Here is a 17,508-nt window from a genome sequence, read left to right on the forward strand (position 1 = left end):
GAAGGAGAATAACGATGCCAACGGACGTATTGACAGCAACGGAAACGAAAAAGAGTGCATCATCGCACGTTCTGACGGAGTGGACCCCGGAAGACCAGCATTTCTGGGAAACCAGGGGGAAGGCCATTGCCACCCGCAACCTCTGGATCTCGATCCCGGCCCTCTTCCTGGCCTTTGCGGTCTGGATGGTCTGGAGCGTGGTCTGCGTGAACCTCCCCAACATCGGCTTCAAGTACGACACCAACAAGCTCTTCTGGCTGACCGCCCTCCCCGCGCTTGCGGGGGCGACGCTCCGCATCTTCTACTCCTTCATGGTCCCCATCTTCGGGGGACGCCGGTGGACCGCCATCAGCACGGCATCGCTCCTGATTCCCGCCATGGGGATCGGCTTTGCGGTACGGGACCCCGCGACCAGCTACTCGACCATGCTGATCCTGGCCGTCCTCTGCGGGTTCGGCGGCGGCAACTTCGCCTCCAGCATGGCCAACATCAGCTTCTTCTATCCCAAGGCCCTGAAGGGGACCGCCCTGGGGCTGAACGCCGGCCTGGGGAACCTGGGGGTGAGCGCCATGCAGTTCCTCGTGCCGCTGGTTATCTCCACCGGCATGTTCGCCGCCCTCTGCGGCGATCCCCAGCAGTGCGTCATCAACGGGGTGACCAAGCCTATGTGGCTCCAGAACGCCGGCTTCGTCTGGGTGCCGTTCATCGCCCTCTCCGCCCTGGTCGCCTGGTTCGGCATGAACGACATCGCCAGCGCCAAGGCATCCTTCAGTGACCAGGCCATCATCTTCCGGCGCAAGCACAACTGGCTCATGTGCATCCTCTACCTCGGCACCTTCGGTTCGTTCATCGGCTACTCGGCGGGGCTCCCGCTCCTGACCAAGTCCCAGTTCCCCGGCATCAACCCGGTCAAGTACGCCTTCCTCGGCCCCCTCGTGGGCGCACTGATCCGTCCCGTCGGTGGGTGGCTGGCCGATAAGCTCGGTGGTGCGCGGGTCACCTTCTGGAACTTCATCATCATGGCCGGGGCCGTGTTCGGCGTGCTGGCGTTCCTCCCCCACGGCGGAGTCGGCGGCAACTTCTGGGGATTCCTCGCCATGTTCATCCTCCTCTTCGCCACCACCGGCATCGGCAACGGCTCCACCTTCCGCATGATCCCGGTGATCTTCCTGACCGAGCGGCAGCGCGATGCGGCGGGAAGGGGGAAGGAGGCGGAGGAGCAGGCAATCAAGGACGCCAACAAGGAGGCGGCCGCCGTCCTGGGCTTCACCTCGGCATTTGCGGCCTACGGCGGGTTTTTCATCCCCAAGAGCTTCGGCACCTCCATTGCCGCCACCGGTGGCCCCCAGGTGGCCCTCTACGGGTTCATCGCCTTCTACGCGAGCTGTATCATCCTCACCTGGTGGTATTATTCGCGTAAGAACGCTGAAGTCCCCTGCTAATGCCGTTTCCCAGCAGGCATCTAACCAACAAAAGGAGAACAATGTGAAAAAAACAGCTATCACCATCGCCTTCGTCGCCACTTCTGCCTTTGCCGCACATGTTTTCGCCGCCGACGTATTTGAATTCCCCGCATCAATGGGTAAAGTGACATTCCCCCATAAAATGCACCAGGAGATGCTGAAGGACTGCAAGAAGTGCCACGAAAACGGACCGGGCAAGATCAAGGACTTCGGCAAGGACTGGGCCCACAAGACCTGCAAGGGGTGCCATACCGAGCTGAAGAAAGGCCCGGTCGGCTGCACGGACTGCCACAAGAAGTAAATATGGGAACCTGCGGTAGGGGCGCTGCTTGCCGCGCCGCCCCTACCGTTTAGCCACCGAATCGATGGCCTAAAGAGGTGATGCCATGATCTCCATTGAAGAAGCGCAACAGATCATCCTTTCCCACACGGGGCTTCTGGGAACCGAGGAGGTTCCCCTGTTGCACGCGCTTCACCGGGTGATCGCGGAGGATGTCCACGCGCCGTGGGATATCCCGGGGGCCGACCATTCGGCCATGGATGGCTACACCTTTGCCTACGACGACGTGCAGGGGGGAAGCCTCGAGGTCTGCGGCTTCCTTCCTGCCGGCGTGGCACCGACGGAGCCGGTTTCCCCCGGCTGCGCCATGAAAATCATGACCGGCGCTCCGATTCCCCCCGGTTGCGATACCGTTGTTCCCGTGGAGGATGTGCTGGAGGAAGGTACAACCATTCGCCTGCGGGGGATGGTCAAGCGGGGCGACCATATCCGCCGCCGTGGCGAGGAGGTGAACGCCGGTGATCTGGTCGTTGCCTCCGGAAGCCTCCTGCGCCCTCCGGAGATCGGCATCCTCTCTTCCCTGGGGAAGACGACAGCCACCGTGTTCCGCAAGGCCCGCGTCGCGGTTCTCTCCACCGGCGACGAGCTGTTGCAACCCGGCTCCATCCCGGAGCCGGGCAAGATCATCAACAGCAACAGTACCAGCATTGCCGCCCAGCTTCTGGAGGCGGGGGCCGAGCCGCTCATGCTCGGCATCGCCCGGGATGATCTGGAGACTACCCGGCGCAAGATCAGCGACGGGCTCCAGGCCGATCTCCTCGTCACCACCGGCGGCGTGTCGGTGGGGGACAGGGACTTTGTCCGCGATGCGCTCCTGGACCTGGGGGGAGAGATCAAATTCTGGAAGGTGGCCATGAAGCCGGGGAAGCCGGTGGCCTTTGCCATGGTCCGGGGGAAACCGGTCTTTGCCCTGCCGGGGAACCCGGTGGCGGCCATGGTCGCCTTCGAGCAGTTCGTCCGTCCAGCCCTCCTGACGATGATGGGGCATGCCCGCATCCTTCGGCCCGTGGTCCGGGGAACCCTGGAGGAGGCCATCAGGAACCGGGGAGGGAGGCCCCACTTTGTACGGGTGTCGGTCCGCCTCGAGGCGGGGCGCTACCGGCTGGCCACCACCGGCGACCAGGGGTCGGCGCGGCTTTCATCCCTCACCAGCGGCAACGGGCTCGTGAAGCTCCCTCCCGACGCCGCCATCGTCGCTGGCAGCGAGGTGGAGGTGCAGCTCCTGGACCGGCACTTCGAGATGGGTCACCCCTGAGATGGAACTGATCGATACCTACGGACGGCGAATCACTTACCTGCGCCTCTCGGTGACCGACCGCTGCAATCTCCGCTGCCGTTACTGCATGCCGGCCGCGGGGGTGGAGAAGCTCGGCCACGGCGACATCCTGAGCTACGAGGATCTCTTTCGGATCGCCCGGGCCGCCGTTGCCGTGGGGATCGAGAAGATCCGGGTGACGGGCGGGGAGCCTCTGGTGCGGAAGGGGATCGTCCCGTTCCTTGCCCGGCTCGCAAAACTCCCGGGGCTTCGGGAACTGGTCCTCACCACCAACGGGTTCCTCCTGCCGGAGATGGCGGGGGAACTGCGCCGGGCCGGGGTGCAGCGGCTCAACGTGAGCCTCGATTCGTTCCGTCCCGGCACGTTCCGGGCCATCACACGAGGTGGCGACGTGTGGCAGGTGCTTGCCGGGATCGCCGCCGCGGAGGCGGCCGGATTTCCGCCCCCCAAGATCAACATGGTGGTAATGCGGGGGGTGAATGATGACGAGGTGCTTGACTTCGCGCGGCTCACCATCGAGCATCCCTACGCGGTCCGCTTCATCGAGTCCATGCCGGCCACGAGGGAGAAGAACTGGCAGAATCTGACCATTGCGGGGGAGGAAATCCTTGAACGGATAGGGACGCAGTTCTCCCTGGAACCGGTGGGAAAGGGGAGCCTGGCGGGGCCGTCCCGGGATTTCCGCCTGAGGGGGGCTGCCGGCACCATCGGAATCATCACGGCCCTCTCCGGTCACTTCTGCGCCGACTGCAACCGGATTCGGGTCACCTCCACCGGCATGGCAAAGTCGTGCCTCTTTTCCGACGGCGGAATCGACCTCAAGCCCTTTCTCAGGTGCGAAGGTTCGAAGCCCCTGGCCGAGGCTCTCCGAAACCTGGCCTGCGCCAAGCCGGCGTGCCACGGCATGTCGATGGAGAGGGCCGAGCACCGGGCCTTTGCCATGGCGGCGGTCGGGGGGTAGGATCACCCCTTTCGCCCTTTCGTCACGTTTCCGTTCTATTTCCTGAATTCATTCACAAGCCGTGTATAATGAAAAATATAGTAATCTCGGGAAACGTCAGGACTGCCTGCCGATGAACGGAGTGCCTCTATGTATTCCATGCAGGAAATCAAAGCGCATTACCTGTTCGGCGACGAGGATGCCGAAACGCTGAAGTCGCTCCTCTCCATAGCCCAGGCAAACCGGGAGCTGATGATTGAGGACTTTTACGACTATCTCCTCGGCATTCCGGAAACGGCCGCGTTTCTCCAGGACGACACGGTCCTCCAGCGGCTCAAGCTGAGCCACGGCGGATGGTTCGTCAACCTCTTCCGGGGCGTTTACGACAATCAGTACCTGCACGATCTCCAGCGCGTCGGTCATGTTCATGTCAAAATCGGGCTCAACGCCCATTTCGTGAACGCGGCCATGCAGAAGGTGCGGCGTTTTGCGGTCGGCATGATCAGGGAGAACTTTCCCGACCGGGACGAGCGGCGGAAGAAAACAGAGGCGGTGGAAAAGATTCTCGATATCAACCTCGACATCATGACGGCCTCCTACATCGAGGAGGAACTGAAGAAGGTCTTCATTTCCAAACGGCTGGAATCGCTGCTGGTCAGGGCAACGGAGCGTTTCACCTACGGCCTCAACCTGGTCCTGGTGCTCGCCCTGGTCGGCGTGTCCCTTTCGGTCGTTGGTCTGTTTTTCTGGGAGATATTTCATGTCTTCAGGGGCTCCGTCGAGAAAGGGATCCTGAGCGCCCTCGGTACGCTCCTCATCCTCTGGATGATGATCGAGCTCATGGACAACGAGATCAAGACCCTGAAAGGGGGGCGCTTCAATATCCAGGTGTTCATCGGCGTGGTCATCATCGCCATCATCCGGGAAATCCTGATTTCGACGCTCCGTCACGATCCCCTGGAGACCCAGGTCTTCCTGGCCGGGACGCTGATGGTCCTGGGAGTCGTATACTACCTGGTCGCCCGAAGCCAGCAGATATCGCCCATACGCTGAGTGGGGAGCGGGACTTATGCTACTCTTTGAAATACAATGACGTGAGGGTGAGCCATGGGGAGTGAAAAAGGAACTATTGATCCCGCTGTGTACCGGGCGATTCTGGCAAGTATGGGGGATGGAATCGTCTTCCTGGATACGGAGGACTGTTTCGCCTACATCAACGCGGCCGCAGAGAAGATCCGCGGCATCCGGGCGGAAAACTACCTGGGGCGCCATATCCTTTCCATCTTCGGCACCCATTCCAACCATACGTCCGAGCGGGTGCGCAAGCTGCTGGCCGCCCTCAGGAGCGGCGTCCTCCCCTTTCATGTCCATATCATCGAGACGAGGGGGAGGGTTTTCGAGAACAGCTATTACCCCATCCGCGATAAGGGAGGCAACTATCTCGGAACCCTGATGATGAGCCGCGACATCACCGAGAAGGAGCGGCTCAAGGCGGAAAACCTCACCCTTCGCGAGCAGGTGCTGTCCGAATTCGGCTGCTGCGACCTGGTGGGCTCCAGCGATGTCATGCGCCCCATCTTCCAGATCATCAATGCCGCCGCTGCCGTCGACTCCACCATCCTGATCACCGGCGAAAGCGGCACCGGCAAGGAGCTGGTGGCCCGGGCCGTCCACCAGCACAGCGCGCGCAAGGATCTCCCCATGATCAAGGTCAACTGCGCGGCCCTCCCCGATACCCTCCTGGAATCGGAACTCTTCGGCCATGAAAAGGGGGCGTTTACCGGTGCCATCAAGGAGCGCAAGGGGAAATTCGAGCAGGCCCACGGGGGAACCATCTTCCTCGATGAGATCGCGGAGATGCCCCTGGCGGCCCAGGCCAAACTGCTCAGAGTGCTGCAGGAGAGGACCGTGGAGCGCCTGGGGAGCACCCGGGAGATCAGGGTGGACGTGCGGATCATCGCCGCCACCAACCGCGACCTGCGCCGGGAGGTGACGGCGGGACGGTTTCGGGAAGACCTCTTCTATCGCCTCAACGTCATCCCGATCCATATCCCCCCCCTGCGGGAGCGGACCGAGGATATCCTCGCCCTGGCCCGGCAGTTCCTCAACCGGTTCGCCGAGAAGATGCACAAGCCGGTCATGGAAATCGCCCCGGAGGCCCAGAAGGCCCTCCTGGAATACAACTATCCGGGCAATGTCAGGGAACTGGAAAATGCTGTCGAGCGGGCCGTTGCCCTCTCCCTTGGCAGCAATCTGCGCCTCGGAGATCTCCCGTCGGAGTTCACCGCTCCGCACCCAGCCGGTGCTCAGCCGCTTTCCCCGTCCGCCGGTCCCGCTTCCCTGGCCGATAGTGTTCATTCCATGGAAAAAAACGCTATCGAAGAGGCCTTGCGCTCCACTGGCAACAAGAAGGGAGATGCCGCTCGACTCCTCGGTATCTCCCGGAAAACCTTGTGGGAAAAAATGAAACAGCTGGGGGTCACGTAGCGGAAGCAGATGGTATGGGTTCCGGAGGCTTCCCTGGCATCGGGAAATATTTTTCCCCTGTGAAAATTATTCGTGGACTTTTGGGTGGAAAAGCTGGTAGAGTGCCCTATGTCCGTGGATGTACCAGGACGAACTAACAACAGCAGCAGGAGAAAGAAAGAACATGGCAAACGGTACAGTAAAGTGGTTCAACGACAGCAAGGGGTTTGGTTTTCTGGAGCAGGAGAACGGCGAGGACGTATTTGTCCACTTCTCGGCCATCAACGGCGACGGTTTCAAATCCCTTACTGAAGGTGATAGGGTAACGTTCGACGTCGTCAAGGGCCCGAAAGGCCTGCAGGCGGCCAACGTAACCAGGGTGTAACTGATACGAGCCCTGCGAAACGAAGAAGGCCCCGGAGCAATCCGGGGCCTTCTCTTTTTATTCAACGTCTACATCTCGCCCCTGTTGCCGTAGCGACCCTGGTGAAAGTATCATTCCTCCCGTGAACAGGCTAGTCTCAATCTTTCTTGTCGTTTTCGTCATCGCCCTGGTTTTCTTCGGGACTTGGCAGCTGTTTCTCGGCAATTTCGAGGCCGCCTTCTCGTCCGCCCCATTTCTGCTCATCGTCTATCTGTTCCTCAGGCCGTGGCGCAAATAAGCCTCTCCTGCAGTTCTCCGCAGGGCGCCGTGAGTGACACGGGACATTTGTTCTTGACTTTGGCTTTGTATCTAGTGTAAGAACAGGCCCATTAATTTTTGCAGTGATTCGTGTAATGGTTCCAGGGAGGGGACCACCTTTCCCTGCGCAGAGCAGCCCCATCGGCATTCAGTCGTGGGGCTGTTTTCGTTGCGGAGCCTTGGTTTGACTGGGCGTGAAGCATAGTTGACCGGTCTGCGGTCCATCGGCTTTGGCGAGATATTGACGCTGGAGTGCCGCGCCGCCGAGAGAGCAGATAGATTGAAAGGGAATTTGTATGAGTTGTATTGTGTTGAAATTTCAAGCCTAGTGCGCTCTCTTCAATAATGGTGTCACATTGATTTGAGTTCAATAATTGACTTTTCGATAAAAGCTTTTATCATGTCGTTTGAAATAATTAAATGATCTCTGTTTGCTTGCCTTTAGGTAAAAGGTGTTGCATCCACGAGGTATGAATTCAACGTCAAGGAGGTATGGAATGAAGAAGCAAGTAGCAATTACCGTTGCCGCGGCGTGTCTGGCATTCTCCGCTACCGCCCACAGTGAGAGCCGCATCAAGGAAGGTGCTTTGTCGGTGAGCCCCTTCGGTGGGTACACGTTCTTCGACCGGGACTCTGATCTCAAGAGCCGGCCCACCGGCGGTCTCAGGCTCGGCTACAACTTCACCGAGAACGTGGCAGTCGAGGGTTCGGGAGCCTATACCGACACCAAGTACGATAACGGCAATGGAAGCTCCAATGTCTATCGTTATGGCGCCGAGCTCCTCTATCACTTTATTCCCCAGTCACGGGTTGTGCCGTTCCTGGCAGCGGGGCTCGGCGGTATTACCTACGAAGGCCGTGAAGGTGTGCCCGATGCAGATCGGACCGACGGGATACTCACTGCCGGCGGCGGTGTGAAGCTCTTCCTTGTGGATCGTATTGCGCTTCGCGCCGATGGCCGCAACATTTTTACCTTCAACGATGCTCTGAATCATCAGGAAGTCACCGCCGGCCTCGATTTTCAGTTCGGCGGCGGCAAGGCTGCTCCGGCTCCGGTCAAGGCTGAACCGAAGCCCGAGCCCAAGCCCGAGCCCAAAAAGGTTGTCGCTACTGCACCCCTCGACAGTGACGGCGATGGCGTACCCGACAATCTGGACAAGTGCCCCGATACCCCGGCCGGCGTCAAGGTCGACAGCGTCGGCTGTCCGCTGGACAGCGACGGTGACGGCGTACCCGATTACCTGGACAAGTGCCCCGGCACCCCGGCCGGCGTGAAGGTCGACAGCGTCGGCTGTCCGCTGGACAGCGACGGTGACGGCGTACCCGATTACCTGGACAAGTGTCCCGGCACCCCGGCCGGCGTGAAGGTCGACAGCGTCGGCTGCCCACTGGATACGGATGGTGACGGCGTACCCGACTACCTGGACAAGTGCCCCGATACGCCGAAAAATGCCGCCGTCGACAAGAACGGCTGCCCGGAGAAGGTCTGCATCACCCTGAAGGTTGAGTTCGACTTCGATAAGGCCAACATCAAGCCCGAGTTCCGCGATGAGATCAAGAGAGTGGCCGACTTCCTCAAAGAGTATCCCGACGCCACTGCGGTGATCGAAGGGCATACCGACAGCAAAGGAACTGTGAAGTACAACCAGAAGCTCTCCGAGCGCAGGGCCAAGGCCGTCATGAAGAACCTGGTCGACGAATTCGGAATCTCCGCCAAGCGTCTTTCTGCCAAGGGGTATGGCGAGACCAAGCCGGTTGCCGACAACGCCACCGAAGAAGGGCGCCAGAAGAACCGCCGCGTAGTGGCCAACATCGACTGCGGGCTGAAGAAGCGCAAGTAACCGTAACAGTACAACTGACGTCATCAAAAAAACGCACTGCTTTCGGGCAGTGCGTTTTTTTGTGGCCTGTGATCCTGAACGATACCTGGATGGGCTACAAGTCCCCCGTCAGTTCCTGGAGAAGATAGACCTTCGGATTCAGCCCCTTGACGCAGCCAATAATCTCGCGCAGTCCCTTCTCGTCGATTCCTTCCTCCTGGTCGGTTCCCTGGAACCAGGGGTATCCCTTGGGGAAGGGCGAGTAGGAGCCGTCACGGAGAAGCGACACATCCACCATGTCGTTCACCCGGCCTGCGGCCTCCCACGGGTCCCGGTAGTTGAACTGACGCGCCACGATATGGAGCCCCATGCCGTTGGGAAAGAGGGCCTTCACCTCGAAGGAGAAATCCCGCGGCGCTCCGTAGCTGTCACTTCTCCCCTCGCGGGCAAATACCTCCGCTCCTTCCCTAACGAGAATCTCCCACACCGACTCGGCAGTCATTGGCGTGAATTCTTCCATAGTCATACCTCCAGTCTAACCTCCGCCCCCCACGGCGCCGGCTTTTCACCATCCCGCGTCAGCACCCAGAGGGTAGGGAATTCCATCGGTTCCGGCACCGGACCAATGCCGTCGGTAAGGTAGATAACCGCAGCAGGGAGGGGGTGCATGGTCCGCGCAAAACTGAAAACCGGCCGCAGATCGGTGAACCCTCCCCCTTCGTAGATTTCAACTACCGACGCAACTCCACGGAAAGCGTCGATCCTCTGGATTCGGCTGTTGGCGTAAAGTACGGTGATAGTTGACTCCCGTCCCCGGGAGATCCGGACCAACTCCTGGGCGAAGGCCTCCCGCAGTTCGACGCTGTTGGTTGAATCGCTCACGTCGATTCCGATCAGGAGGTTCAGGCGCCGCATTTTTCGGGTCCCGGGCGTGATATGAACAAAACGGCGATGCTCCTTCATCCAGGTGGTCTGCCGGCCCGTTCTCCCCGCCGTCGCCACGAACTGCCGGAGCACCTGGCGCCACGGAATCGGCGAGGGGGCGAGCATCCCCGCCACCACCTGCCGGATGTCGGCCGGCACCTCTCCGTCACAGGCCCGGTAGGCGTCGCGCACCATCCCCCGCACCACTTCCTCGGCAAGACGCACCGGCGTGGCATCGGCATCGTCCCAGATGGCGTGGTCGTCCACTGTCGCCACGGACTGCTCCTCGTCCTCCCCGGACTCCTTCTTCCCCCCGCTATCCCGCGAGGCGTTTCCCGTGCCGTACCCCTTGAGGCTTCCCGTGTCGAAGGGGTCGACGAGGAGGGCGTAGTACTCCTCAGCCGCAAGCCCTTCCTCCAGCTTGAAGGCCCGGGGGAGGAGCGCATCGGCGGGGAGGTGCTCGATGGAGGGGTTGATGGCCAAGTCGCAGGCCAGGTCCCAGTCGTGGTTGTTTCTTCCCTTGCGGCGAAACATGTGGAGGTGGATCAGGTGCTTGATGGTGTGCTCCAGGAGCCCTTCCTGAACCTGCGGGGGCTCGGCCCCGAAGAGAGGGGCGTTCACAGCCAGGGTTGGCACCCCGTCCCGCACCGTCACCCCGAGGGGGTGGCCGCCGTTCCCTCCCTCCCGGCGTAGTCCCAGGAGGAACCGGCCGTAGAAAGGCTTACGCTTCAGCATCCGAACAATGGCGTTTTCGATATTCCGCTTGGGCATCACATCCCCCGCACGGTGATCCAGGCGATAAAGGCGTAGCGGGCCAGTTTTCCGCTCCCCACAAGGAGCGAGAACCGGATGAACCTCACCCGGAGGATTCCTCCCACAAGGCAGAGGGGGTCGCCGATGACCGGCAGCCACGAAAAGAGAAGGGACCAGGAGCCGTACCGGCCATAGAGACGGTCGGCCCGGCGCTCCGTCGCCTCGTCGATCCTGAGGACTCTGCGCACCAGAAAGGGGCCGCCCCACATGCCGATGGCGTAGGTGGTGCAGGCCCCGAGCCAGTTGCCGACGGTTGCCACGCCCACCGCCAGCGCCGGGTCATGATGCTTGAGGAGGAGCGTGACCAGAAGCCACTCGGAACCGATGGGGACCAGGGTAGACGCAAGGAAACTCAGGCCGAAGAGGGCCGGAAGGCTATGGGTTGTCAGGAGCTGCTCCATTGTGTAACCCTAGCGGAAGGGGACGGAAAATGTCAAAGGGTTTGCATCTGCAGAAATTAGGGCTTGACATATTCTAATGGGTTGGGCGACTATACGACCCATGATCAATTTCGGCTTCTTTTCCTACGTTAGCTTTTACTTTTGGTGCGGCTTTTATTTTAGGCCGTCTGCCCAGGGTAGGGGTTTGTTGTAGGGAAGCTGAAAAACACTACACACTAAACCGGAAGCCGAGGGTGGACAGAGAGACCACCCCCGGCTTTTTCAGTTGTTAAGACCAATATCGTGACAGTCAAAGGCCGGGGGAAATCCTCCGGCCTTTCGTCTTTCCGGGACCACAGGGAGGAAAGGATGATCATCGTCATGAAAGCAGGTGCAGCGAAAAAGGACCGGGACGAGGTAATCAAGCGGATCAAGGAGCTGGGGTACAAGCCCCACGTGATCCACGGAACCACGCGGGACGTGATCGGGGCCGTGGGGGACGAGCGGGGGAAGCTGGTGCTGCAATCGATCGAATCGATGCACGGGGTGGAGAGCGTGGTCCCGATCCTCAAGCCCTACAAACTCGCCTCCAAGGAGGTGAAGGTGGAGCCGAGCATCATCCGGATCAGCGATGCGGTGAGCATCGGCGGCAAGGAGATCATCGTCATGGCCGGCCCCTGTTCGGTGGAAGGGGAGGAGCAGATCATCGAGACGGCCAAGGCGGTGAAGGCCGCCGGCGCCCAGGTGCTCCGCGGTGGGGCGTTCAAGCCGCGCACCTCCCCGTACTCCTTCCAGGGCCTTGAGGAAGAAGGACTCAAGCTTCTGGCCAAGGCCCGGGAGATCACCGGCCTTCCCATCGTTACCGAGGTGGTGAATCCCGAGACGGCGGATCTCGTGGCCGAGTACTCTGACATCCTCCAGATCGGCGCCCGCAATGCCCAGAACTTCGCCCTGCTCAAGAAGGTCGGGCAGCTCAGGCGGCCGGTACTCCTCAAGCGGGGCATGTCCATGACCATCCAGGAGTTCCTCATGAGCGCCGAGTACGTCTTGAGCGAGGGGAACCAGTCGGTGATCCTCTGCGAGCGGGGAATCCGCACCTTCGAGACGGCAACTCGCAATACCCTTGACCTCTCCGCCATCCCGGTCCTCAAGGGGATGACGCACCTGCCGGTCATTGCCGACCCCTCCCACGGTACCGGTAACTACCACTACGTGGCCCCCATGGCGCTGGCCGCCGTTGCCGCCGGGGCCGACGGGCTAATGATCGAGGTGCATCCCGATCCGGAACGGGCCTCGTCGGACGGTCCCCAGTCCCTCAAGCCCAAGAAGTTCGATGCCCTCATGACGAAACTCAGGCTCGTTGCCGAGTCCGTGGACCGGATTGTCTAGCAAACGGTCGAGCAAAACCCTTGCGCCCTTCCCGATGCTGCGATAGGATTGGTTGTTTTTAACCATGGTGGACAGCACAAGCTGAGGGAGGGGTACATGCATATCATTCGTCGTATGGTGGCGGTCGCGGTCGTCATGCTTGCCGTTGCCGGTCCGGCCAGTGCCCGCACGGCACGGCCCGCCGATCCGGGGATGGCTGCCGAGGCCCGGCAAAGCCTGGAAGATATCCTCGATACCTGGCGCGACGGTAACTACGAGCTTCTCTATGATCGGACGAGCGTGAGCGGTCGGGAAAGCCGGGAGGGGTTTGCCCGCAAGCTGGCCAAAGCCTCCCGCCGCCCCGCCTGTTGCTGGGAGAAGCTTCAGGAGGTGACGGTGTCGGCCCGCAGCGGCGATACCGTCACGGTTCGGGGCCGCTTCGGGCTGGACGGGGGGCCGGGAGGGACCGAGTATGCAACCAGATCGGTTCGCCTCGTGCGGGAGGACGGGGTATGGAAGGCGTCCCGGGCAGATATCCTCTCCCTTGCCGGCGAGAAGCGCAGACGGTAGCGCCACGGGGGAGGAGCTTTCAGTGGGGCGTTTCGGTGATATAGTTGTATCCCATGAAGACGCTCGTTTTCTTCCTGATAGTGCTCGTCTCGCCGCTGGTGCTCTTCTCCGCCTGCACGGCCCGGGGCGAGGTCCGGTTGCTTCGCCAGGAGATAACGGTCCGCCTGGAACCGGAGCGCCATCTCCTTCTCGGCACGAGCGTTCTGGAGCTACCCCGGGGCGCTTCCGGACGGCTCACCGTCTCCCTCAACCAGAGGGCTGCGGTGGACGGGGTGACCGTCGACGGGCGGAAAGCGGATTTTAGCCGGGCCGGCGAAGCCGTTGCCGTGGCACTTCCCGGGGAGAGCGGCGCCTCGCCCCGTCGGGTTTTGATCCGCTACCAATGCACCTTCAACGATCCGGCGCCGGAGCGGCCGGTTGACAGCGAAGACCCCTCCTACGGCGTGAGCGGCGCCATAACCACCAGGGGAACCTATCTCGGCAGCGACGCCGGTTGGTACCCGGCTCCGCAGACTCTGCCGGAGAGCCGGCGCGTGACGGTTACGGCCCCTGCCGGGATCGAGGCCATTGCTGCCGGTCGGCGTATTGCCCGTTCCACGGACAAGGGGACCACCTCCTCCACCTGGGAGGAGGCCCGGCCCGTGGAGGGACTCTCCCTCTCGGCCGGTCCCTACGTCATCGGAGAGCGGAGTCTTGGCGGCATCCCCCTCTATTCCTACTTCTATCCGGAGAACGCCAGCCTTGCAGCGCGCTACCTGGAGGCATCCGCCGGCTATATCCGCTTCTATGCCGGAAAGTTCGGCCCCTACCCCTTCGAAAAATTTGCCGTGGTGGAGAACTTCTTTCCCACGGGCTACGGCTTTCCCTCCTATACCCTCATCGGCGGCACGGTGATCCGCCTTCCCTTTATCGTTCACACGAGCCTCCCTCACGAGATTGCCCACTGCTGGTGGGGAAACGGTGTTCTCGTCGACTACCGGCAGGGGAACTGGTCCGAGGGGCTCGTGACTTACCTGGCCGACTACCTCCTGGAGGAGCGGAAATCGGCTCGGGATGGGCGTGATTACCGCTTCCGCATCCTGGCCGATTACGCGTCCCTGGTGGGGGCTGGTGACGATTTCCCCCTGGAGCGGTTCCTCGGCCGGAAGGATTCGGCTTCCCGGTCCATCGGCTACGGCAAGGGGGCGATGCTCTTTCACATGGTCCGGAAGCGGATTGGCGACGAGGCGTTCTTCGGGGCGCTTCGGGAACTCTTCCGTGAGAAGCGCTTTTCAGCGGCTACCTGGGACGATTTTGTGCGGGCTTTTTCCCGTGCCTCGGGGGAGGAACTCTCATCTTTCGTGACCCCCTGGCTCCACCAGCCGGGTGGGCCGCGCCTGGCACTGTCAGGGGTGACGCAGCAGCGAAACGGCGCCGGCTGGCTCGTGACCGGAGCGGTCCGCCGTGATGGCGAGGGATACGACCTTGGGGTGACGGTGCGGGTGGAGGCAGGGGGGAGGGGGTATGACCGGACCGTGGCGCTGACAGGAGAGGAGACCCCGTTTGCGGTGCCGGTACCGACGAACCCCGAGGAGGTGGTGCTCGACCCCGAGGTGGATCTCTTCCGGATTCTGTCCCGGGACGAACTCCCCCTTACCGTGAACCGGATCAAGGGGAGCCGGACCCTTGCGGCGGTCGTGACCCGTACGTGCGGTGCCGACGACAAGATGCTGCGGCTTTTCCTTCGCTCTCTGGGCCAGGGCGACGCGCCGCTGCTCCGCGAAGAGACCGCCGGGGAGAGCTCTCTGGCAGACCGCGACCTCCTGCTCTGCGGAATGCCGACGCGGCCCGGGCTTCTGCCGCCGCTGCCGCCGGGAGTGACAGCGGCGGCCGGGGGATTTGCCGTGAACGGTATGGGGTACCAAGGGCCCGGCGACCTCGTGTTCATGGTGCTGAATCGCCCTGAAGCATCCGGCAGGGTGATAGCGCTGCTCCTTGCCGACGCGCCGGCCGGGGCCGAGGCGGCGGCCCTCAAGATCACCCACTACGGCCGTTACGGGCTCCTGGTCTTTTCCGGAGGGGAGAACCGGGTCAAGGAGACCTCGCGTCCTCCGGGCGGCGGGAGCATCGTGAGATTCGCCCGGTGAGAGGCAACGGTGCCGGCGTTGGGGGAGGAGTCGTGAAGCGTTTCGGCAGGTTCGCCGGCATCGCCCTCGTTTTGGTTGTGGCTGCCCTGACGGCTCGGAGCTGCTTCAGCCACGACCTCATCGTGCGGCTGTCGGACCGCAAAGAGATCAGCTTTAAGCAGATGATGGGGGATTTGCGGAAGGTTGCGGTGATTTACGTGGGAGAGGTTCACGACAATCCCGATCACCACGTGCTGCAGCTGCGGATCATCCGGGGACTGCACCGGGCCGGGGTTCCGCTGGCCATCGGCATGGAGATGTTTACCGCCGGGAGCCAGCAGGAGCTCGACCGGTGGGTGGCGGGGCAGACCGGCACGGCCGCGTTTCAGCGGATCTACCGCAGGGAGTGGAACCTGCCGTGGTCCCTCTATGGCGACATCCTTCTCTTTGCCCGTGACAAGCGGATTCCCCTCATCGGTCTCAACGTCCCCCGGGACATTACCCGCAAGGTGGGCCGGGAGGGATTCGCTTCCCTGACGGAGGATGAGCGGCGGAAGCTTCCCCCCAACATCACCTGCGACGTGGATGAGAGCTACATGGCCATGATTCACCGCTCCTACTCAAGCCACGGCCTCAGCGCCAACACCTTCAGGAACTTCTGCGAAGCCCAGATGCTCTGGAACAAGTCCATGGCCTACCACATGGTGGAATATCTCAGGAAGAATCCGGGGCGGACCGTGGTGGTCATCACGGGAGGAGGCCATGCCATCAGGGGGGGAATGCCGGTTCAGGTGGACCGGGAGAGGCCCGGCCTCTCCAGCCGGGTGGTTCTGCCCGACCCGGTGGTCCGCAACGGCCGGATTAAGGCGGAGGAAGCCGATTACCTCTGGCTTTCCCACTGAAGGGATTACTTCATTCTCGGCAGGGAGACGAAGAAGGTGCTTCCGGCGTCGGGAGTGCTCTCCACCCACACCCGCCCGCCGTGGGCCGCCACGATTTCCCGCACGAGGGTGAGCCCCAGCCCGGCCCCTCCCACCTTTCGCCGGTCGCTGTTGTCGACTCGGAAGAACCGCTCGAAAACCCGTTCCTGGAATTCGGGGGAGATGCCGACCCCGTTGTCCTTCACCCAGAAGACGACCATGTCGTCATCGGCCCTCCCGCCGAGGGTGACGGTCCCTCCGGCCGGTGAGTACTTGATGGCGTTGGAGATGAGGTTGCCGGCCACCTGGTAGAGCTGTTCCTCGTTGCCGCGCACCGGTGGAAGATCCGGGGGGCACTCCACAACAATGGTGTGCTTCCGGGATGCCGCTGTGTAGAGGGCCGCGGCGTCGGCCAGCAGAAGCCCCACCGACACCGGCATGATCCGGAATTTGACCATGCTTGCCTTGAGCCGCTGGAGTTGGAGAAAGTTGTTGATCAGCTCGCTCAGCCGCTCGGTTTCCTTGTGGATGGTCTGGAGGCAGTTTTTCTGCTGCTCCCGGTCTACCTCGTTTTCCAGCAGGAATTCGGTGAAGCCGATCATGGCCGTGAGGGGGGTGTGCATCTCGTGGCTCACGGCGGAAATCATCTCGTCCTTCATCCGCTCCATCTCTTTGCGTTCGGTGATGTCGATGGCGATCTCCATCCGGACGAGCCGGTCGTCGGTCCAGCGGATCGCCTTGTCGATGCACTGGTACCAACGGCCGGTGGTCATGTTCTTGTATTCCCAGATGTAGGGGGGGAGCGCCTTGCCGTCCAGCAGGAGCTTGTCGTTGGTGCAGAAGTCGCATGGCAGCGTCTTTCCCCCCTGGATCACCTCGTGGCAGGGGCGCCCCTCCCAGTTCTCGCCGAAAAGCTGGGCGCCGTACTTGTTCAGGTAGAGGAGCCGGTAGCTGTCCATGTCAACCACGTAGACCAGGGCGTTGAGGGAGTCGAAGATGGTGCTGATCTGGTTGAACTGGTTCCGCATGGCCGCTTCGGCCTGGCGCCGGCGCCGGCGTTCGCCGGCCTCCCTCACTTCGCGCTCGATGGCCGGCACCAGGCGCGAGAGGTTGCCCTTCATGAGATAATCGTGGGCGCCGGCCTTCATGGCTGCCACCGCCAGGTCTTCGCCGATCTTGCCTGAAACAATGATGAACGGTATGTCGAGCTCCCGTTCCTTGACGATCTCCAGCCCCACCATGGCGCCGAACCGGGGCATGTTGTAGTCGGCTATGATTACGTCCCATTCCCGTTCGTCCAGGAGAGCGCGCATGCCGGCGTCCGTTTCGGTCCGCTCGTAGACGGGGTCGATACCGCCACGGCGCAGTTCTCGAAGCAAGAGAAGCAGATCGTCTTCGGAGTCTTCCAGGATAAGCATGCGTAACTGGTGATCCATGGGGA

Annotated in this window: 17 protein-coding genes; 13 read left to right on the forward strand and 4 right to left on the reverse strand. The window is 61.8% G+C overall.

What is annotated here, in order from left to right:
* The first annotated feature begins 14 nt into the window (after positions 1-14).
* The 9 genes from GMET_RS01670 to GMET_RS01705 all read left to right on the forward strand — a co-directional run bounded on the left by GMET_RS01670 (position 15) and on the right by GMET_RS01705 (position 9,008).
* A complete protein-coding gene (locus GMET_RS01670; protein ID WP_004512306.1) occupies positions 15-1,442 on the forward strand; it encodes a NarK family nitrate/nitrite MFS transporter in 1,428 nt (475 codons plus the stop codon).
* Positions 1,443-1,485: 43 nt separating this feature from the next.
* Entirely contained in the window at positions 1,486-1,764 is a 279-nt protein-coding gene (locus GMET_RS01675) for a cytochrome c7 (protein WP_004512307.1), read from the forward strand.
* 85 nt (positions 1,765-1,849) lie between these two features.
* On the forward strand, positions 1,850-3,058 hold the full coding sequence (glp, locus tag GMET_RS01680) for a molybdopterin molybdotransferase MoeA (RefSeq protein ID WP_004512308.1): 1,209 nt from the start codon (positions 1,850-1,852) through the stop codon (positions 3,056-3,058).
* A gap of 1 nt (position 3,059) precedes the next feature.
* Positions 3,060-4,040, forward strand: coding sequence for a GTP 3',8-cyclase MoaA (gene moaA / locus GMET_RS01685; protein ID WP_004512309.1), 981 nt, complete (start codon positions 3,060-3,062; stop codon positions 4,038-4,040).
* A gap of 129 nt (positions 4,041-4,169) precedes the next feature.
* A complete protein-coding gene (locus GMET_RS01690) occupies positions 4,170-5,072 on the forward strand; it encodes a protoglobin domain-containing protein (RefSeq protein WP_004512310.1) in 903 nt (300 codons plus the stop codon).
* Between the two features lie 54 nt (positions 5,073-5,126).
* Positions 5,127-6,506: a sigma-54 interaction domain-containing protein gene (locus GMET_RS01695; protein ID WP_004512311.1), complete on the forward strand. Its 1,380-nt coding sequence runs from the start codon at positions 5,127-5,129 to the stop codon at positions 6,504-6,506.
* A 163-nt stretch (positions 6,507-6,669) separates the two neighbouring features.
* Positions 6,670-6,870: a cold-shock protein gene (locus GMET_RS01700; RefSeq protein ID WP_004512312.1), complete on the forward strand. Its 201-nt coding sequence runs from the start codon at positions 6,670-6,672 to the stop codon at positions 6,868-6,870.
* 121 nt (positions 6,871-6,991) lie between these two features.
* A complete protein-coding gene (locus tag GMET_RS18715; RefSeq protein ID WP_187148461.1) occupies positions 6,992-7,147 on the forward strand; it encodes a hypothetical protein in 156 nt (51 codons plus the stop codon).
* 517 nt (positions 7,148-7,664) lie between these two features.
* A complete protein-coding gene (locus tag GMET_RS01705) occupies positions 7,665-9,008 on the forward strand; it encodes an OmpA family protein (protein WP_004512313.1) in 1,344 nt (447 codons plus the stop codon).
* A 94-nt stretch (positions 9,009-9,102) separates the two neighbouring features.
* On the opposite strand, the gene GMET_RS01710 is transcribed toward GMET_RS01705, so the two are convergent.
* Genes GMET_RS01710 through GMET_RS01720 form a run of 3 tightly spaced genes read right to left on the reverse strand, consistent with a single transcriptional unit; the run spans position 9,103 to position 11,125 of the window.
* On the reverse strand, positions 9,103-9,507 hold the full coding sequence (locus GMET_RS01710; protein WP_004512314.1) for a hypothetical protein: 405 nt from the start codon (positions 9,505-9,507) through the stop codon (positions 9,103-9,105).
* Positions 9,508-9,509: 2 nt separating this feature from the next.
* Positions 9,510-10,682 carry a vWA domain-containing protein gene (locus GMET_RS01715; protein WP_004512315.1) on the reverse strand — a complete coding sequence of 391 codons (1,173 nt, stop codon included), beginning with the start codon at positions 10,680-10,682 and terminating at the stop codon, positions 9,510-9,512.
* Entirely contained in the window at positions 10,682-11,125 is a 444-nt protein-coding gene (locus GMET_RS01720) for a YqaA family protein (RefSeq protein WP_004512316.1), read from the reverse strand. Before GMET_RS01720 ends, GMET_RS01715 begins: the two co-directional genes overlap by 1 nt.
* A gap of 348 nt (positions 11,126-11,473) precedes the next feature.
* Here GMET_RS01720 and aroF point away from each other — a divergent pair, with 348 nt between their 5' ends.
* From aroF to GMET_RS01740, 4 genes are all read left to right on the forward strand, one after another.
* Complete coding sequence (aroF, locus tag GMET_RS01725) at positions 11,474-12,493, forward strand: 3-deoxy-7-phosphoheptulonate synthase (RefSeq protein WP_004512317.1); 1,020 nt, start codon at positions 11,474-11,476, stop codon at positions 12,491-12,493.
* 96 nt (positions 12,494-12,589) lie between these two features.
* On the forward strand, positions 12,590-13,042 hold the full coding sequence (locus GMET_RS01730; RefSeq protein ID WP_004512318.1) for a hypothetical protein: 453 nt from the start codon (positions 12,590-12,592) through the stop codon (positions 13,040-13,042).
* A 53-nt stretch (positions 13,043-13,095) separates the two neighbouring features.
* Complete coding sequence (locus GMET_RS01735) at positions 13,096-15,168, forward strand: M1 family metallopeptidase (RefSeq protein WP_004512319.1); 2,073 nt, start codon at positions 13,096-13,098, stop codon at positions 15,166-15,168.
* Positions 15,169-15,200: 32 nt separating this feature from the next.
* The gene (locus GMET_RS01740; RefSeq protein ID WP_004512320.1) at positions 15,201-16,049 is read left to right on the forward strand and encodes a ChaN family lipoprotein; all 849 of its coding nucleotides are present in this window, start codon (positions 15,201-15,203) and stop codon (positions 16,047-16,049) included.
* Between the two features lie 5 nt (positions 16,050-16,054).
* On the opposite strand, the gene GMET_RS01745 is transcribed toward GMET_RS01740, so the two are convergent.
* On the reverse strand, positions 16,055-17,485 hold the full coding sequence (locus GMET_RS01745) for an ATP-binding protein (RefSeq protein WP_238378965.1): 1,431 nt from the start codon (positions 17,483-17,485) through the stop codon (positions 16,055-16,057).
* Positions 17,486-17,508: the final 23 nt, after the last annotated feature.

It is taken from the genome of Geobacter metallireducens GS-15, from assembly GCF_000012925.1.
In the GTDB taxonomy this organism is placed as follows: Bacteria; Desulfobacterota; Desulfuromonadia; order Geobacterales; family Geobacteraceae; genus Geobacter; species Geobacter metallireducens.